Genomic DNA, 17,192 nt, shown 5'->3' with positions numbered 1-17,192 from the left:
TGCGGTGCGCTGCGTTCAAACATGCTGCGGCAAGTCAGAAGACGAAGCGCGCTGCGCGCGTGCCCATGAAGCCTGCGCTCCTCGCCGCTTCCTGATGCGCGCCCCAGCCAGCCCACCCACGCCTTTGCTGTTGCGGCTTTGGGTTTTCTCGTCGAGCCAAGCCTTCGCCACTTGAGCGGCAGGCGGCATGGGCCAGGGGCTGCGTCTGTGGCGGCGAGCAGCGCAGCACCGAGGGGTGGCGTGCGCAGCACGCTTCGTCTTCTGACTCACCGGGACTGTCTGACCACAGCGCACCGCAGGGGCGCGGCGGGAGTTTCCCCGTGCACCCCTCGGTGCGAGCAGCGCAGCGCAGTCGGCCCCAGGCCGACCGCCACAGCCGCAGCCCCTGGCCCATGCCGCCTGCCGCGGAACCCGACAAAAAAACGGCACCCGAAGGTGCCGTGTCTACGAAAGCCACCAAGGGCGGCTTCCTGTCGCTTACCGTGCAGCGGCCTTGCGGCGGCGCGCCACGCTGCCCACCACGCCCAGGCCCAGCAGCATCAGGGCATAGGTATCGGGTTCGGGCACGGCCGTCACGCTCTTGATCCAGTCGGTGTGCGAGAACACCGCGGTGGAGCCGGAGAAGTCGCCGAAGCTGGAGTTCGTGCCCGGTGAGGTGTCGCAGTCGGCATAGATCTCGCCGCAAACGCCCCAGCCCCAGGAGTGCACGCCCGTCAGCAGCCACTCGCTGCCGGTCCAGACGAAGTCGCCACCACCGGAGTCGCCGCCGGCGATCAGTGCCTCGTCGGCACCCAGGCCGGCGCTGCTGTCAGCCCACGGTGCACCGAAGTCGTCCTTCAGGCGCTGCAGGCCATTGTGTTCGTAGGTGCCGTCGTCGAAGTCGTAGACGTAGTTCTCGCCATAGGTGTTGTCGCCGGCACCCGGCCCGAACAGCAGGTCGTCCAGTTGCTTGCCGGTGGCATCGATGGTGTTGTAGCCAAAGTGCGGACGCCAGATGCGCGGCACCGTGCCGGGCGGGTCGCGGTCGAAGCCGGTGGCACCGTTCAGGCCCTGGCCGACCAGGCCGTAGCCGGCCAGCAGGACGTTCTTGCCCACGTCGTTGGTGGTGCTCAGGTTGAAGCCCTGGATGCCCGTGACCTTCGAGTCGAGCTTGATGATCGCGATGTCGGCGCCGGTGTCGAGCGTGCCGTTCCAGCCGGAGTGCACGTAGGCGGCGGCGGCGGTGCGCACCACACCACCGAGCTTGAAGTCGACGGTCATCGAGGTGAAGTCATCGGCGCAATGGGCGGCCGTGAGCACGTATTGCCCACCCGACAGCAGCGAGCCGGAGCAGACGAAGTTGCCGCTGCTGTTGGAAAACAGCAGCTTGGCCACGCCGTCGAATGCTCCGCCGAACGCGCCAGGATTGAGCACGCGGCCAGCCGGATCGTCGGTGGACGACACGGCATGCGCGGCCTGGGTGAAGGCCAGCGCGAGAGGCACTGCGGCAAGTGCCGCACGGAATCTGGTGGAAATCAAGGGATCCTCCGATGGTTGTGTGATCTCGGACTCATGGGTTTTAACCGAATGGTTCCGTCGTGCGGACCGCCTCCCCCCTGAGCAGGGGCTGACGGAAACCCTATCCGCGGGTCGCACGAGCAAGCTTTGCGCCAGGTGTGCCCCGGCTTTGACGGTGCAGCGTGCCGCCGTCAGAGATCCGCGCCGTCGTTGACGTCGTGGCAGCAGCGGCGAAACACCTCGCCCAGCCTGCCGCGGATGCCTCGGCCAATGGCCACGATGACCTGCAGGTTGTAGATGTACACATGGCGCCGCACTTCCCGCCTGCCCTCCATGCACGATTGAAGGATGCGGCGGCGGGTGTCGTTCGGATCGAGCACACCCGCGGCATACAGCGTCTTGATGCGGATGGTGATGTTCTGCGTGGTCGTGCCAAAGAGCACCGCCATGTCGGCCTGGCTCATCCAGAGTTGGCAGCACACCGCACAACGCGGGGCAGGGGGCGAACTCACAAGCACAGGTCCGGCAAGCCGCCCGGCAAGTCGAAGTGCCCGCGCAATTCTTCGTCAATCGAGCGCCGGTCCCATTCGTCGCAATAGAACACCGCACAGGCCAGGTCTCGGTGCCCCAACCGACTCCAGGCCTCGCACCGCACGTGGTTGGCGACGTGCTCTCGCAGGCTGGCGGCCTCACCCAGGTCGAGCACCACCCACGGTGCGTCGTCGTGGGCTCGACCAAGGATGACGAAGACACCCGATCGCTCTTGAAGCAGCCCCGGGTCCCGGTACAGGCCTTCGAAGCGATAGGACTTCAGATGGAATTGCATCTTCGAATCTCCAGGGTTTTCGCGCCGCTCGATGTCGGGCGCGCGCAGGCCGAAGCCTCAGCGCCTGTTCACGTCGACTGAAAGTCCACGGACATCGGCACCTGGAGAAGATACAGTTTTCTGACGAAAACTATCAGATTTCTGTGCGAAACATTCTATTTCGCACAAGTTTCAAAAAGCTACCGGGCTTCTTTTCAGCACCGGTTCATGACCCCGACGACCCGGGCCAGCACCGCGATGTGCGGCGGCAGCAGGCCATCCTCCAGCACATGCGACTCCTCGCTTGCCGCATACAGCGGATTGGTGCAGACCAGCTTGACTGTGTTCAAGCCGGGCTGCAGGACGGCCATGCGCACACATGTAAACGGCGCACCCCTGGCCACGATGATCCGCAGCAGGTACATGCCGTTGCGCGAGATCTGCTCCTGCGATGAATCCACGAGCATCAGGTCGCCCATGCGAATCAGCGGCTCCTGGTCGGGCCAGGCCATGCGCACCAGCATGGCGGTGCGAGGCTGCTCGGTGTAGCCTGCGAGCGCCTTTTCCATCGCAGCCGCGTCCTGATGAGGCCCGAAGAGCGGAAACATCGACAGGTCGTTGATGTCGAAAGGCGCAGGCGCCGCAGCCCCCGGTTCGTCCGCCCCCACCGCTCGCGCAGCCGGGAGTTCGCGGGGGAAGACCTCACTCAACGGGATGTTCCAGTGGCGCACGATCTTGGCCACTGACTCGATGTCAGGCAGGTGCTGGCGGTACACCAGCCAGTTCCTGGCCGCACTCATCGACCGGCCGGTGACTTCCACCAGTTCACTCAGCGCGGCCGACTGCTTGGCCGTGCCGTTGCCGGTGATGTAGCGCGCCAGGACGTCGTGGAGGTACTCGCGGTACTCCTCCTCGGTGGGTGCGGGAGAGGCAGGCTGGGACGAACGTCGTTCCGGTGAAACCATCAGCCTTGTTGCTCTCCGTTGTGGGCTCAAGCCAGCGAGCCATCATTTGATGCAGGCAGCGTTCACGAGAGATTCTGGCGAGGCCGTCGACCACGCCAACCTGTAAACACCGCAGGGTTCAGCCGAGAGTGTATGCGCGGTCATGCCCACGACCAGCGCAGGCGGCGGATGAGGACAACGCCGAACGATGGTCTCACGAACTCACAGAATTCTGCAATTCATTCCACAGAAAATTGCACAATCGGAGACGGATCATCAAGAACACGGCGCAAAAAAACCTCGGACCCTGTCCGAGGTTTTTGCCATGTTGCCGCGGCCTGCGGCGAAGGCCGCGCTACTCGACGGCCTTGACCATGTCCTCGACGACCTTCTTGGCGTCGCCGAAGACCATCATGGTCTTGTCCATGTAGAACAGCTCGTTGTCCAGCCCGGCGTAGCCCGCGGCCATGGAGCGCTTGTTCACGATGATGGTCTTGGCCTTGTACGCCTCCAGGATCGGCATGCCGTAGATGGGCGTGCCCTTTTGCAGCGCCGCCGGGTTCACTACGTCGTTGGCCCCCAGGATGATCGCCACGTCCGCCTGCCCGAACTCGCCGTTGATGTCCTCCATCTCGAACACCTGGTCGTACGGCACCTCGGCCTCGGCCAGCAGCACGTTCATGTGCCCGGGCATGCGCCCGGCCACCGGGTGGATCGCGTACTTCACCGTGATGCCCTTGTGCGTGAGCTTTTCGGCCAGTTCCTTGACCGCGTGCTGCGCGCGCGCCACCGCCAGCCCGTAGCCCGGCACGATCACCACCGTCTCGGCGTTTCCCAGCACGAACGCCGCGTCGTCCGCGCTGCCGCTCTTGACGCTGCGCTGCGGCTGCGCCGCCCCGCCGGTGGTGGCTGCCTCGCCCCCGAAGCCGCCCAGGATCACGTTGAAGAACGAGCGGTTCATCGCCTTGCACATGATGTAGCTCAGGATCGCCCCTGAGGACCCCACCAGCGAGCCGGCGATGATCAGCATCGAGTTGTCCAGCGAGAAGCCGATGCCCGCGGCCGCCCAGCCCGAGTAGCTGTTGAGCATGGATACCACCACCGGCATGTCCGCCCCGCCGATCGGGATGATGATCAGCACGCCCATCACGAAGCTCAGCGCCAGCATCGCGAAGAACGCGGGCATGCTCTGCGTGGCCACGAAGTAGATGCCCAGCCCGATGGTCACCAGGCCCAGGATGAGGTTGAGCATGTGCTGCCCAGCGAACTGCACCGGCGCGCCCTGGAACAGCCGGAACTTGTAGGTGCCCGACAGCTTGCCGAAGGCGATCACCGAGCCGCTGAAGGTGATGGCGCCAATGGCCGCCCCCAGGAACAGCTCCAGCCGGTTGCCCGTGGGAATCGGGTCGCCCTTGGCCAGCCCGTGCAGCAGGGCGGCGGGCTCGACCACCGCGGCGATCGCGATGAACACCGCCGCCAGGCCGATCATGCTGTGGAAGAACGCCACCAGCTCGGGCATCTTGGTCATCTCGACCGTCTTGGCGCGGTAGGCACCGTAGGCGCCACCGGCCACCAGACCCAGCAGCACCCAGCCCAGGCCGCCCACGTTGCCACTGGCCAGCTTGACGATCAGCGCGCCGGTGGTGAGCACCGCGATTGCCATGCCCGCCATGCCGAACACGTTGCCGCGAATGGAGGTCGTCGGGTGCGACAGCCCCTTGAGCGCCTGGATGAAGCACACGCTCGCGATGAGGTACAGCAAGGTGACGAGGTTCATGCTCATTTGGCACCCTCCTTGGCCGCCGGCTTCTTGTCCTTCTTCTTGAACATCTCCAGCATCCGCCGCGTGACGAGGAAGCCGCCGAAGATGTTCACCGCGGCCAGCGCCACGGCCAGCACACCCATGCCCTTGCCCAGCGGTGTCTCGGTGAGCGCCGCTGCGAGCATCGCCCCCACGATCACGATCGCCGAGATCGCGTTGGTCACCGCCATCAGCGGCGTGTGCAGCGCGGGCGTCACCGTCCACACCACGTGGTAGCCCACGTAGATGGCCAGCACGAAGATGATCAGGTTGGTGATGGTCGGATTGACGATGTGTTCCATCTTGATCCTTAAAGTTTGCGAATTTCTTTGACGCGGTTCTTCTCGTCGAGCAGCACCACCTTGGGCTTGTACTCGCGAACCTCGTTCTCGCTCATGGGCGCGTAGGTGCAGATGATGAGCAGGTCGCCCACATGCGCCTTGCGCGCCGCGGCGCCGTTCAGCGAAATGGCGCCCGAGCCGCGCGGAGCCTTGATGATGTAGGTGGAGAAACGCTCGCCGTTCTGCACGTTGTAGAGGTCGATCGCCTCGTACTCGCGCATGTCGGCCGCGTCCATCAGGTCCTCGTCGATGCCGCAGGAGCCTTCGTAGTGGAGGTCGGCCTCGGTGACGGTCGCGCGATGCAGCTTGGCGCGAAGCATGATCCGGTTCATGACTGCCCCCACGTCGCTACGCTCCTGCCCCCCGAGGGGGCGCAGCACATCTTGAGGCGGCTCTGCGATGTGCCGTTCATTTGCGCTTGACCTCGCCGCCTTGCGTCATCAGGCATGCCGCCACGATGTCGTCATCCATCGGCACGTTGAACGTGCCTTCCTTGGTGATGACCAGCTTCAGGAAGTCCAGCACGTTGCGCGCGTACAGCGCCGACGCATCGGCCGCCACCAGCGCCGGCAGGTTGGTCTCGCCGATCAGCGTCACGCCGTGCTTGGTCACCGTGCGGTTGGCTTCTGTCAGCGGGCAGTTCCCGCCTTGCGCCGCCGCCAGGTCCACGATCACCGAGCCGGGCTTCATGGACTTCACCATCTCCTCGGTCACCAGCACCGGCGCCGGGCGGCCGGGGATCAGCGCGGTCGTGATCACCACGTCGGCCATCGCCACGCGCTTGGCCACCTCCACCTTCTGCCGCTCCAGCCAGCTTTGCGGCATCGGCTTGGCATAGCCGCCCACGCCCTCGGCCGCTTCCTTCTCCTCGGGCGTGTCGTACGACACGTCGATGAACTTCGCCCCCAGCGACTCGACCTGCTCCTTGACGCTGGGCCGCACGTCGCTGGCCTCGATCACCGCGCCCAGCCGCTTGGCCGTGGCAATCGCCTGCAGCCCCGCCACGCCCACGCCCAGGATCACCACCCGCGCGGCCTTCACCGTGCCCGCCGCCGTCATCAGCATCGGGAAGAAGCGCTGGTACCGGTCGGCCGCCATCATCACCGCCTTGTACCCGGCAATGTTCGCCTGCGACGACAGCACGTCCATGCTCTGCGCGCGCGTCGTGCGCGGCGCCGCCTCCAGCGCGAAGCTCGTCACCCCTGCGCCCGCCAGCCGGTGCAGGTTGTCGCGGTCGAACGGGTTGAGCATGCCCACCAGCGCCGCGCCGGTGTTCATCAACTGCAGCTCGCTGTCCAGCGGCGAGCGCACCTTGAGCACCAGCTCACAGGCAAACGCCCCCGCCTGGTCGGTGATCTCCGCACCCGCCGCCGCATACGCCTCGTCCGTCACCGAGGCTTTCAGGCCCGCTCCGGACTGGATGCGCAGCGTGTGCCCTTGTGCCTTGAGTTTCTTGGCCGTCTCCGGGGTGACCGCGACACGCGTCTCCCCGGCCGCCGTTTCGAGCGGTACCCCTATCAACATGGAAAGCCTCCTGGACGCCTTGGATTGCTATTGAACCTGGATGCGCGGGCAGCGACGGTCTCGCGGGCGACAGGCCCGCCGGGTTCGAATGTCGCGCAGCTTACACAAACTGGGTGGATATTCCGTTCCGCTTTTCGAGAGAGCCCCCAAAGATGGCCTCTTATCCAGCAACACCCGCGGGACCGGCTCTGCCGGCCCGAAGGGTGGCGCCCCACGGGGGCAGGAGCGCAGCGACTGGGGGGCTAACATCCCCGCATGTCAAAGCGATGGAAACCCAGCGTCACGGTGGCGGCCGTCATCGAAAAGGACGGTCGCTTTCTGTTGGTAGAAGAACACACGCCGGAGGGTCTGCGGTTGAACAACCCTGCGGGGCACCTGGACCCGGGGGAGTCGCCGCAGCAGGGCGCCGTGCGGGAAGCCCTGGAGGAAACCACGTGCACTTTCGTCCCCGACCGGCTGGTGGGCGTGTACCTGGCCCGATTCCGGCGCCCGGCCCGTGACGAGGATGTGACCTACCTGCGCTTCGCCTTCGGCGGCACCTGCGGCGAGGCAGATCCGGCCCGTTCGCTGGACACGGGCATCGTCCGCACCCTGTGGATGACCCTGGACGAGGTGCGCGCCAGCGTGAACCGGCACCGCAGCGCGCTGGTGCTCCAGTGCATCGAGGACTACGCCGCCGGCCGGCGCTTCCCGCTGGACGCCGTCTACTGCGATCCCACGGTGTTCGTGCCGGAAATCAAGCCCGGCTGACCTTCGCGCAGTGCCAGGGTTGCTAACCTGCCCGGCATGCGCATCTCCGAGCTTGCCAAACGAACCGGCGTCTCCGCCCACCGCCTGCGGCGCTACGAGGCGCAGGGGCTGATCCGCGCCGAGCGCAGCACGGGCGGCTACCGGGAGTTCGGCGAGCGGACCATCCGCGAGGTGGTGTTCATCGCCATGGGCCGCGACCTCGGCCTGTCGCTCGCCACGCTGGCCGACGCCCTGCCGCGCTACCGGGCCGGCACCCTGAGCATCGAGGAGATGGTCTTCACCTTGCGCCAACGCATCGAGGAAGTCGATGCCGTCATTGCCGAGCACCAGGCGCTGCGCCAGCGGCTGGTCGACCACATCGGCTGGTTCAAGGAGCGCGCGGCGCGCCAACCGGCGTCCAAGTTTCCCTCTGCCAGAAAGGCCAAGCGATGACCTCGAACAGCGACCCCCGCGCTGCCCAGTGCGACCTCGTGCGCCGCATGGTGCTGGCCATGCCCGCGGCCCGGACCCTGGGGCTGCGCTTCACCCGCATCGAGCCCGGCACCACGGAGGTGGAGCTTCCGGTGGCCGATGCCTTCTGCTTCAGGCCGGGCCAGCTGCAGGCCACGGCCATCTTCGCCGCTGCCGACTTCGCCGCGGTCTCGGCCGCCGGCACGCTGCTGGAGCCGGGCCTCGTGAACGCCACCATCGACACGTGCCTCAAGATCGTGGCGCCGGCCCAGGGCACCACCCTTCGCGCCCGCGGTCGGGTCGTGGATGCCGGCAAGCACCTCACCGTGTGCGCTGCCGACGTGTACGCCGTGGACAAGCACGACCACGAGACCCTGTGCGCCACCTTGCTTGGCACGGCGCGCAATGTCCCCGCCCGGGCTTGACCGGCCGGGGCTTCCTACAATCCCGGCATGTCGTCGGGAAAGAAGCAGCGCGTGGTGGTGGGTTTGTCGGGCGGGGTTGACTCGGCCGTGTCCGCCCACCTGCTCAAACAGCAAGGCCACGAGGTCGTCGCCATCTTCATGAAGAACTGGGAAGACGATGACGACGACGAGTACTGCTCCTCGCGCCAGGACTTCCTCGATGCCGCGAGCGTGGCCGACGTGCTGGGCATCGAGATCGAGCACGTCAACTTCGCCGCCGACTACAAGGACCGCGTCTTCGCCGAGTTCCTGCGCGAATACCAGGCCGGCCGCACGCCCAACCCGGACGTGCTATGCAACGCCGAGATCAAGTTCAAGGCCTTCCTCGACCATGCCATGCGCCTGGGCGCGCAGAAGATTGCCACCGGCCACTACGCCAGGGTTCGCGAGCGCGACGGCCGCTTCGAACTGCTCAAGGGCCTGGACCCGCTGAAGGACCAGAGCTACTTCCTGCACCGGCTGAACCAGGCGCAGATGTCCAAGACGATGTTCCCAGTGGGCGAACTGCCCAAGACCGAGGTGCGACGCATCGCGGCCGAGATCGGCCTGCCCAACGCGAAGAAGAAGGACTCCACAGGCATCTGCTTCATCGGCGAGCGGCCCTTCCGGGAGTTCCTGAACCGCTACCTCGCCAACCAGCCCGGCCCCATCAAGGACGACCGCGGCCGCAAGATCGGCGAGCACGTGGGCCTGAGCTTTTACACGCTGGGCCAGCGCAAGGGCATCGGCATCGGCGGGGTGAAGGAAAGCAAGAGCGCCAAGGGCGGCAGCGAGCACGAACCCTGGTTCGTGGCGCGCAAGGACATGGCAGCGAACACCCTGTACGTGGTGCAAGGGCATGACCATCCGTGGCTGCTGTCACACACGCTGAGGGCAGACGACGCCAGCTGGGTGTCGGGCCAGGCGCCGGCTGCCGTGTCCATCGCAGCCAAGACGCGCTACCGCCAGGCGGATTCGGCCTGCGACGTGGCAGCGGGCGCGAATGGCGCGTTCGCGCTCAGCTTCGCGCAGGCGCAATGGGCGGTCACGCCCGGGCAGTCGGCCGTGCTGTACGACGGCGAGGTCTGCCTCGGCGGCGGCGTGATCGCGTCTTCCTCGTAAAAGGCCCGTGACCGAAGTCACGTCTGCCTGCCAGCCGGCTCAAGTCACCCCCGCGCACCGCCGATAGAAGATCGTCGACATGGCGTCGCCGTGTCCGTGATTTGCCCATCCCCCATGAAGTTCTCCCGGGGTTTCGCCCTCCACCGCATCGCCATCCTGTCCGCACTGGCCGCACCGGCAGCCCAGGCAGCATCACTGGCGGTGCAGGTCACCGACGCCGCCGGCAAGCCGTTGCCGCATGCGGTGGTGATGCTCGAGCCCGCCTCCGGCAAGCTGCCCGTCGCGCCCCTGGCCGGCGTGGAAATCAGCCAGGCCAAGCGCCAGTTCTCGCCGCAGGTCACCGTCGTCACCGTCGGCACGGCCGTGCAGTTCCCGAACTTCGACACGGTGCGCCACCACGTCTATTCCTTCTCGCCCGCCAAGCACTTCGAACTGAAGCTGTACGCCGGCACGCCCAGCACGCCAGTGGTCTTCGACAAGCCCGGCGTCGTGGTGCTCGGCTGCAACATCCACGACCAGATGCTGGGTTGGGTGGTGGTGGTCGACACGCCGCTGTATGCCGTCAGCGCGAGCGCGGGCCGTGCGCAGATCGCCTCGGTGGCGGCCGGCGCTTACAAGTTGAAGGTCTGGCACGCCGGGCTGCCGGCCGACCAGCAGGCAGTCATCACCAACCTCACCATCGCCGCCGCGGACGTCGAACAGACCGTCAAGCTGCCGGTGGCTGCGGCGCAGCCATGAGCTTCTTGAGCGCCACACCACTGCTGTCGCGCGCCGACCGCTGGTTGCGCGGCTCGATCGGCGCTCGGGTGATCGCCATGTTCCTGGGCCTGCTGCTGATCGTGCAGATCGCCAGCTACACCGCGCTGCAGGCCAGCCTCACACGCCATGCGCACAACGTGGTGCCCGAGAAGCTGATGGTGGGCGGCCGGGTGCTGCAAAGCCTGCTCGACCGCCAGGCACAGACGCTGATCGAAGGCGCGCGTCTGCTGGCTTCGGACTACGGTTTTCGCGAGGCGGTGAGCAGCAACGACAGCGACACCATCGCCTCGGTGCTGGCCAACCACGGCGCGCGCATCGGTGCGACACAGGCGGCGCTCGTCACCACCTCTTTCGAACTGCGCGCCGCCGCCGGACATCACGACACGGCCGACCTGGCGGCCCTCGTGTCGCGCCTGGCCGCGGGTGCGCTGTCGCAGGGCCGCGCCAGCCAGGTGGCCCTGCTCGGCGGCCGCCCGCACCAGGTGGTGATGGTGCCCATCAAGGCGCCGCTCACCGTGGGCTGGGTGCTGATGGGCGTACCGCTGGACATGCGACTGGCCTCCGACATGCAGAGCCTGTCGGCCCTGAACGTGACGCTGCTGTCGCAGCCCGCCAACAGCGACAACTGGGTGCCCAGCCTGTCGAGCCTGCCCGCGGCGGAAGCCGGGTGGCTGGCGCGCCAGAGCTGGGGCCAGTTGCGCCGCGACGGCCAGGCCACCGCCAACATCACCGTCCACGGCGAGGAGCTGGGCGTGCATCCCATGTGGCTGAACACGCCCGACACCGCCAGCGTGGGCGGCTCGGTGCTGGCGGTCATCTCGCTGTCGGTGGACGAGGCCGTCAAGCTGCCGCGCGACCTGCAGCTCGCCTTGCTGCTGGTGACGCTGGTCGGCTTCGCGGCCTTCAGTGTCTTCGGCGTGCTCACCGCCGGCCGGCTCACCACGCCGCTGCGCAGGCTGTCCTCCGCCGCCGACCGCCTGGGTGCGGGCGACTACAGCACACCGGTGACGACGGGCGTGCGCCGCAACGATGAAATCGGCCACCTGGCGCAGGCCTTCGAGCAGATGCGCGTGAGCGTGGCCGACAAGCAGGCACAGATCCTCAAGCTCGCGTACTGGGACAGCCTCACCGGCCTGCCCAACCGCGTGCAGTTCCGCGATGCCGTGCATGAAGCCATCCGCGAAGCCGAGCAGCTCGGCTCGGGCACGGTGTCGGTCATCATGCTGGACCTGGACCGCTTCAAGCACGTGAACGACGTGCTGGGCTACCGCTTCGGCGACCTGCTGCTGATGCGCGTGGCCGAGCGGCTGAGCCAGCAGTCGGTGCGCGGCGCCGACCTGGTCGCGCGCCTGGGCGGCGACGAATTCGCGGTGCTGCTGCGCAACGGCGACCTGGCGCTCGCGCAAAGCGTGGCGCAGCGCATCGAGCGCGCCTTCGACGTGGCGCTGTCGCTGGAGGAGCACACGGTGGACATGGGCGCGGGCATCGGCCTGGCCTGCTGGCCCACGCATGCGGGCGATGCCGACGTGCTGCTCTCTCGTGCCGAAGTGGCGATGTACAGCGCCAAGCGCCAGACCAGCGGTCCGCTGGTGTACGACCCGTCCATCGACCTGTCCAGCGCGCAGACCCTGTCACTCATGAGCGAGCTGCGCCTGGCGGTGGGCGAAGGCCAGCTGCGCCTGTTCCTGCAGCCCAAGCTGGCGCTGGACAGCGGCAAGGTGATGGGCGCGGAGACGCTGGTGCGCTGGCAGCATCCGGTGCGCGGCATGGTGCCGCCCATGCAGTTCATTCCGTTCGCGGAGCAGACCGGCTTCATTCGCACCATCACCATGTGGGTGTTCGAGGAAGCCGCGCGCCACTGGCGGCGGCTGCACAGCGAAGGCCTGCGCATCACGCTGTCGGTGAACCTGTCCACCCGCGACCTGCTGGACCCGGAGCTGCCCCAGAAATTCGACTCGCTGCTGGTCAAGCACAGCGTGCCGGCCGAGGCCTTCTGCCTGGAGATCACCGAGAGCGCGATCATGGACGACCCCCAGCGCGCACAGGCCACGCTGGACCGGCTGTCGGCGCTGGGCTTCAAGCTGTCCATCGATGATTTTGGAACCGGTTACTCGTCGCTGGCCTACCTCAAGCGCCTGCCGGTGGACGAGCTCAAGATCGACAAGAGCTTCGTGCTGAGCATGGAGAAGGACGCCGACGACGCCAAGATCGTGCGCTCCACCATCGACCTCGCCCACAACCTGGGCCTGTCGGTGGTCGCCGAAGGCGTGGAGAACGCCAAGGTCTGGGACATGCTGCGCGACCTGAACTGCGACCAGGCCCAGGGTTTCCACATGGGCCGGCCCATGGCCGCCAGCGAATTCACCGACTGGTCGGTGAGCTGGACGGCGCGCCACCGCGGCAGCGATGGCGAATCGCGCACGATGCTGCACTGAACGGCCCCACGCGGCGGCCTGCACGGCATACTTGCCGCCATGTACACGCCAGCGCATTTCGACGAGTCCCGGCCCGAGGTGCTGCACGCCTTGATGCGCGAGCATCCCTTCGGCCTGCTGGTGACCCAGTCGGATGCGGGCCTGTCGGCCAACGGCATCCCCTTTCTCTTCGATGCACAGCGCGGCCCGCTGGGCACCTTGCGCGCGCACGTGGCCCGCGGCAACCCGGTGTGGCGCGAGGCGCGGCAGGACGCCGAATCCCTCGTGGTTTTCCAGGGGCCGCAGGCCTACGTTTCCCCATCGTGGTACGCCACCAAGGCGCAGACCGGCATGGTGGTGCCGACCTGGAACTATGTGATGGTGCAGGCCCGCGGGCGCTTGCAGGTCCGCGACGACCCCGAGTGGGTGCTGCAGCTGGTGTCCGAACTCACCGACCGCCACGAGGCGCCGCGCGACGCGCCGTGGAAGGTGGCTGATGCGCCGCAGGGCTTCACGCAAGGCCTGCTCAAGGCCATCGTCGGGCTGGAAATCGAACTGGCCTCGCTCGAAGGCAAGTGGAAGGTCAGCCAGAACCGCCCTGCCGCAGACCGGGAAGGCGTGATCACGGGTCTCGCCCGACAGGGCTCGGAGATGTCGCATGCCATGGCCGCACAAGTGAAACAACCCGGCAATGCAGGATGAACCCGCTTTTCAGGTTCGCCGCCCTGCTGCATCATGCGTGCGGCACCGCAACATGGGATGCGGTCAATCCAGGGATGGTGAATGAAGAGCTTTGACCGATTCATGACTGCCTTGCTCGCGGTGGTCATGGCCGTCGCGCTGACGGGCACGAGCCTCGCGCAAACGGAGGTGAAGCGCCTTCGCATCGTCGGCGGGCTGGCGGAAATCAACCAGTACACCCGGCAGGAAGAGCCCTTCTGGACGCGCGAGCTGCCCAAGTTCACCGGCGGCCGTGTCACCGCCGAGATCGTGCCCTTCGACCGCGCCGGCATCCGCGGCCAGGAGATGCTGCGTTTGATGCAGCTGGGCGTGGTCCCCTTCGGCACGGCGCTGCTGAGCCTCACCGCGGCGCAGGAACCGTCGTTCGCCGCGCCCGACCTCGCCGGCCTGAGCGCCGACATGGCGGTCGTGCGCAAGTCCACCGCCGCCTTCCGCCCCTACCTCGAGAAGACCCTGCGCGATCGCTACGGCATCGAGCTGCTGGCCATCTACGCCTACCCGGCGCAGGTCATCTTCTGCAATAAGCCCTTCTCCAGCCTGGCCGACCTGGCCGGACGGCGCACTCGCACCTCCAGCCCGCCGCAGGCCGACCTCATCGAGGCACTGGGCGGCACGCCGGTGCAGACCGGCTTCGCCGAGATCATGGCCAACATGAAAAGCGGCAACATCGAGTGCGCGATCACCGGCACCATGTCGGGCAACACCATCGGCCTGCCGGACGTCACCACCCACATCCACACCATGCCGGTGAGCTGGGGACTGGCCATCTTCGGCGCCAACATCGCCGCCTGGGAAGCCCTGCCGGCAGACCTGCGCACCAAGCTCAAGCAGGAGCTGCCCAAGCTGGAGACCGCCATCTGGAACGAGGCCGAGCGCGAGACGGGCAACGGCATCGCCTGCAACATCGGCAGTGCCGCCTGCGTGGACGGCCGCAAGTTCCACATGACCGAGGTCAAGCCCGCGCCCACCGACGACGCCCGCCGCCGCACCATCTTCGCCAACACCATCCTGTCGCGCTGGGTCCATCGCTGCGGTGCAAGCTGCGCCGAGGTCTGGAACCAGACCATCGGGCCGGTGGTGGGCGCAGAAGCGCGCGCCAAGTAGAGCAGGGACCGCACGAGACGCCATGGCATTGCCGCGCCGGACTCAAGCCGTCATCTGGGGCGTGGTGCTCCTGTTCGTGGGGGCCGTGCTCGCATCGGCCGCCAACCTCATCTCGCGCGGCGAGCACGATGCGCTGGCCGACGCCGAGTCCAAGGCCACGCGCTTTGCCAGCGGCGCCGAAGCCGCGCTGAACCGCATGCTGCTGGGCGTGGACGTGCTGCTGGCCGGCACCGATTCGCTGCTGCGCCCCGCGCTCAAACCCGACGGCACGCTGGACGCGCCGCAGGCCAACCGCCTGCTGCTGGAGATGGCCGGCCGCAACCTGCTGGTGCGCGACGTGGCCGTGCTGGCCGAGGACGGCAGCGTACTGGGCGCCGCCCAGGCCCACACCCAGCGCATGGGCGTGGACCTGCCCAAGGACTTCGCCCGCGAGGTGTTCGCGCAGTCGTCGCCGCAGCTGGCCATCAGCGCACCGGTGGTGAACTTCGCCACCTCCGAGCGCGTCGTGTACTTCGCCCGGCCGCTGCGCCTGAGCGAATCGCGGCGGGCCATGGCGGTGGGCGAGGTGCCGGTGACGCTCATCAACACCGTGCTCGCGCAGGCCATCGAGATCCGCGGGCTGGCGGCCACCTTCGAGCGCGAAGACGGCCAGCTCATCGCCAGCGCTCCGCCCGACGAGCGGCTGATGGGCCAGAAGCTCACGCCGCCGCTGGACTCGCGCAACGCCAATGGCATGCCCATGCGCATGGCCAACCGGCTCGGCTCGGAACCCGCCATCGTGGTCGCGCGGCCCACGCTGTACCGCTCGCTGCTGATCGCGGCCAGCATTCCCATCACCGCCGCACTGGACAGCTGGCGCAACGACCGCCGCGACATCATGCGGGTGGCGGCCGCCTTCATCGCGATGATCCTCGCCGCCGGCGCGCTCAGCCACTGGCACCTGGCTCGCCTGGCGCGCGCGCGCAGCGACGTGGCCAGCGCCAAGGCCACGCTGGACCAGGCACTGGGCTCCATGGGCGATGGCTTCCTGCTGTGCGACGCGCAGGACCGCGTGGTCGCGTGGAACGGCCGCTACGTGGAAATCTTTCCCTGGGTGAAGGAGGAGATCGCCGTGGGCCTGCCGTTCCGCCGGCTGGCCGAACTGGCCGCGCCTGCGATGCTGCCCGACGGCACGGACGCCGAGCGCTCGGCCTGGGTGGAGCGGCGCCTGGCCATCCACAGCAGCGGCAACGGCATGTACGAGCAGGAGCTGTCGCACGGCATGGTGGTGCACGCCATCGAGCGCCGCACGCCCGAGGGCGGGGTGGTGAGCGTCACGCGCGACATCACCGCCGCCGAGCGGGCCTTGTCGCGCGCCAAGGCTGCGGCCGAGGCGGCCAACGAATCGAAGTCGCAGTTCCTCGCGGCCATGAGCCATGAGATCCGAACGCCGCTGAACGGCGTGCTGGGCATGAACGGGCTGCTGCTGAACACGCCGCTCACGCCGGAGCAGCGGCGCTTCGCCGAACTCATCCGCAGCTCGGGGCAGACGCTGCTGACCGTCATCAACGACATCCTCGACCTCGCCAAGATCGAGGCCGGCCGCATGGAGCTGGAGATCGTCGAGTTCGATCCCTCGGGCATGTTCGACGAGGTCGTGTCGCTGCTGGCCGTGCGCGCGCAGGCCAAGGGGCTGACGCTGGGGCTGAAGCTGCCGCCGGACTTGCCCGAGTCGCTCGAAGGCGACCCCAGCCGCCTGCGCCAGGTGCTGTTCAACCTCATCGGCAATGCGCTGAAGTTCACCGAACACGGCAGCGTGGAGGTGGAGGTCACGCACCGCCAGCTGGGCGAGTCGCGCATCGAGCTGACGATCGCCGTGCACGACACCGGCATCGGCATCGCGCCCGACGCCATGCCCAAGCTCTTCGACCGCTTCATGCAGGCCGATGCCACCACCGCGCGGCGCTACGGCGGCACGGGCCTGGGCCTGGCCATCAGCCGCGAGATCGTGGACCTGATGGGCGGGCGCATCGAGGTGGACAGCGCCGTGGGCGTGGGCAGCACCTTCCGCGTGGTCGTGCCCATGGCGCACGGCGACGGCGTCAAGCGCATCAGCGCGGACTCCACCATGATCGGCATGTCCGACATGGCGGGCCTGCGGATCCTGGTGGCCGAGGACAACGGCGTGAACCAGATCCTCATCAAGGCCATCCTCGACCACATGGGCCACTTCAGCGACATCGTGGCCAACGGCATCGAGGCGGTGAGCCAGGTGCAGAACGCGCACTACGACCTGGTGCTGATGGACATCCAGATGCCCGAGATGGATGGCGAGACCGCCACGCGAGCAATCCGCCAACTGGGCAACGGCGTGTCGGCCATCCCGATCATCGCGATGACGGCCAACGCGATGGTGGAGCACCGGCAGGCCTACCTGGCCTCGGGCATGAACGACTACGTGTCCAAGCCGATCAACTCGAAGATGCTCGCGGCGGCGATTGCGCGGGTGTTGAGCTGA

Annotated in this window: 17 protein-coding genes; 9 read left to right on the top strand and 8 right to left on the bottom strand. The window is 67.5% G+C overall.

The genetic code is table 11. The features are described 5' to 3' along the window. Positions 1-477: 477 nt before the first annotated feature. The 8 genes from DZC73_RS14715 to DZC73_RS14680 all read right to left on the bottom strand — a co-directional run bounded on the left by DZC73_RS14715 (position 478) and on the right by DZC73_RS14680 (position 6,912). Positions 478-1,518, bottom strand: coding sequence for a trypsin-like serine protease (locus DZC73_RS14715; RefSeq protein WP_124541062.1), 1,041 nt, complete (start codon positions 1,516-1,518; stop codon positions 478-480). A gap of 170 nt (positions 1,519-1,688) precedes the next feature. Beyond that, positions 1,689-1,961 carry a hypothetical protein gene (locus DZC73_RS14710; protein WP_124541061.1) on the bottom strand — a complete coding sequence of 91 codons (273 nt, stop codon included), beginning with the start codon at positions 1,959-1,961 and terminating at the stop codon, positions 1,689-1,691. A 44-nt stretch (positions 1,962-2,005) separates the two neighbouring features. Beyond that, a complete protein-coding gene (locus DZC73_RS14705) occupies positions 2,006-2,323 on the bottom strand; it encodes a hypothetical protein (RefSeq protein ID WP_124541060.1) in 318 nt (105 codons plus the stop codon). 194 nt (positions 2,324-2,517) lie between these two features. Continuing rightward, complete coding sequence (locus DZC73_RS14700; protein WP_124541059.1) at positions 2,518-3,267, bottom strand: hypothetical protein; 750 nt, start codon at positions 3,265-3,267, stop codon at positions 2,518-2,520. 334 nt (positions 3,268-3,601) lie between these two features. Next, positions 3,602-5,029 (bottom strand): NAD(P)(+) transhydrogenase (Re/Si-specific) subunit beta, encoded by a 1,428-nt coding sequence (locus tag DZC73_RS14695; protein ID WP_124541058.1) that lies wholly within the window; start codon positions 5,027-5,029, stop codon positions 3,602-3,604. Then, a complete protein-coding gene (locus DZC73_RS14690) occupies positions 5,026-5,349 on the bottom strand; it encodes an NAD(P) transhydrogenase subunit alpha (protein ID WP_124541057.1) in 324 nt (107 codons plus the stop codon). The genes DZC73_RS14695 and DZC73_RS14690 overlap by 4 nt, the downstream gene beginning before the upstream one ends. An 8-nt stretch (positions 5,350-5,357) precedes the next feature. After that, positions 5,358-5,720 (bottom strand): aspartate 1-decarboxylase, encoded by a 363-nt coding sequence (panD, locus tag DZC73_RS14685; RefSeq protein WP_124541056.1) that lies wholly within the window; start codon positions 5,718-5,720, stop codon positions 5,358-5,360. Positions 5,721-5,796: 76 nt separating this feature from the next. Next, positions 5,797-6,912 carry a Re/Si-specific NAD(P)(+) transhydrogenase subunit alpha gene (locus DZC73_RS14680; RefSeq protein ID WP_124541055.1) on the bottom strand — a complete coding sequence of 372 codons (1,116 nt, stop codon included), beginning with the start codon at positions 6,910-6,912 and terminating at the stop codon, positions 5,797-5,799. A 255-nt stretch (positions 6,913-7,167) separates the two neighbouring features. Here DZC73_RS14680 and DZC73_RS14675 point away from each other — a divergent pair, with 255 nt between their 5' ends. The 9 genes from DZC73_RS14675 to DZC73_RS14635 all read left to right on the top strand — a co-directional run bounded on the left by DZC73_RS14675 (position 7,168) and on the right by DZC73_RS14635 (position 17,192). Next, positions 7,168-7,662 carry an NUDIX hydrolase gene (locus tag DZC73_RS14675; protein WP_124541054.1) on the top strand — a complete coding sequence of 165 codons (495 nt, stop codon included), beginning with the start codon at positions 7,168-7,170 and terminating at the stop codon, positions 7,660-7,662. Between the two features lie 36 nt (positions 7,663-7,698). Further along, positions 7,699-8,094, top strand: a complete 396-nt coding sequence (locus DZC73_RS14670) for a MerR family transcriptional regulator (protein ID WP_124541053.1) — start codon at positions 7,699-7,701, stop codon at positions 8,092-8,094. Beyond that, entirely contained in the window at positions 8,091-8,537 is a 447-nt protein-coding gene (locus tag DZC73_RS14665) for a PaaI family thioesterase (RefSeq protein ID WP_124541052.1), read from the top strand. The genes DZC73_RS14670 and DZC73_RS14665 overlap by 4 nt, the downstream gene beginning before the upstream one ends. Positions 8,538-8,564: 27 nt before the next feature. Then, positions 8,565-9,677 carry a tRNA 2-thiouridine(34) synthase MnmA gene (gene mnmA, locus DZC73_RS14660; RefSeq protein ID WP_124541051.1) on the top strand — a complete coding sequence of 371 codons (1,113 nt, stop codon included), beginning with the start codon at positions 8,565-8,567 and terminating at the stop codon, positions 9,675-9,677. Positions 9,678-9,791: 114 nt separating this feature from the next. Continuing rightward, positions 9,792-10,415: a methylamine utilization protein gene (locus DZC73_RS14655; RefSeq protein ID WP_124541050.1), complete on the top strand. Its 624-nt coding sequence runs from the start codon at positions 9,792-9,794 to the stop codon at positions 10,413-10,415. Next, positions 10,412-12,871, top strand: coding sequence for a putative bifunctional diguanylate cyclase/phosphodiesterase (locus DZC73_RS14650; RefSeq protein WP_124541049.1), 2,460 nt, complete (start codon positions 10,412-10,414; stop codon positions 12,869-12,871). Before DZC73_RS14655 ends, DZC73_RS14650 begins: the two co-directional genes overlap by 4 nt. 39 nt (positions 12,872-12,910) lie before the next feature. Beyond that, the gene (locus DZC73_RS14645; protein WP_124541048.1) at positions 12,911-13,552 is read left to right on the top strand and encodes an FMN-binding negative transcriptional regulator; all 642 of its coding nucleotides are present in this window, start codon (positions 12,911-12,913) and stop codon (positions 13,550-13,552) included. A gap of 102 nt (positions 13,553-13,654) precedes the next feature. After that, entirely contained in the window at positions 13,655-14,695 is a 1,041-nt protein-coding gene (locus DZC73_RS14640) for a TRAP transporter substrate-binding protein (protein ID WP_235835128.1), read from the top strand. Between the two features lie 22 nt (positions 14,696-14,717). Beyond that, on the top strand, positions 14,718-17,192 hold the full coding sequence (locus DZC73_RS14635; RefSeq protein ID WP_124541046.1) for an ATP-binding protein: 2,475 nt from the start codon (positions 14,718-14,720) through the stop codon (positions 17,190-17,192).

It is taken from the genome of Rhizobacter terrae, assembly GCF_003852895.1.
Lineage (GTDB): Bacteria > Pseudomonadota > Gammaproteobacteria > Burkholderiales > Burkholderiaceae_C > Albitalea > Albitalea terrae.
Note: the sequence above shows the minus strand (reverse complement) of the source record. Positions and strands in the feature narration are given on the sequence as shown.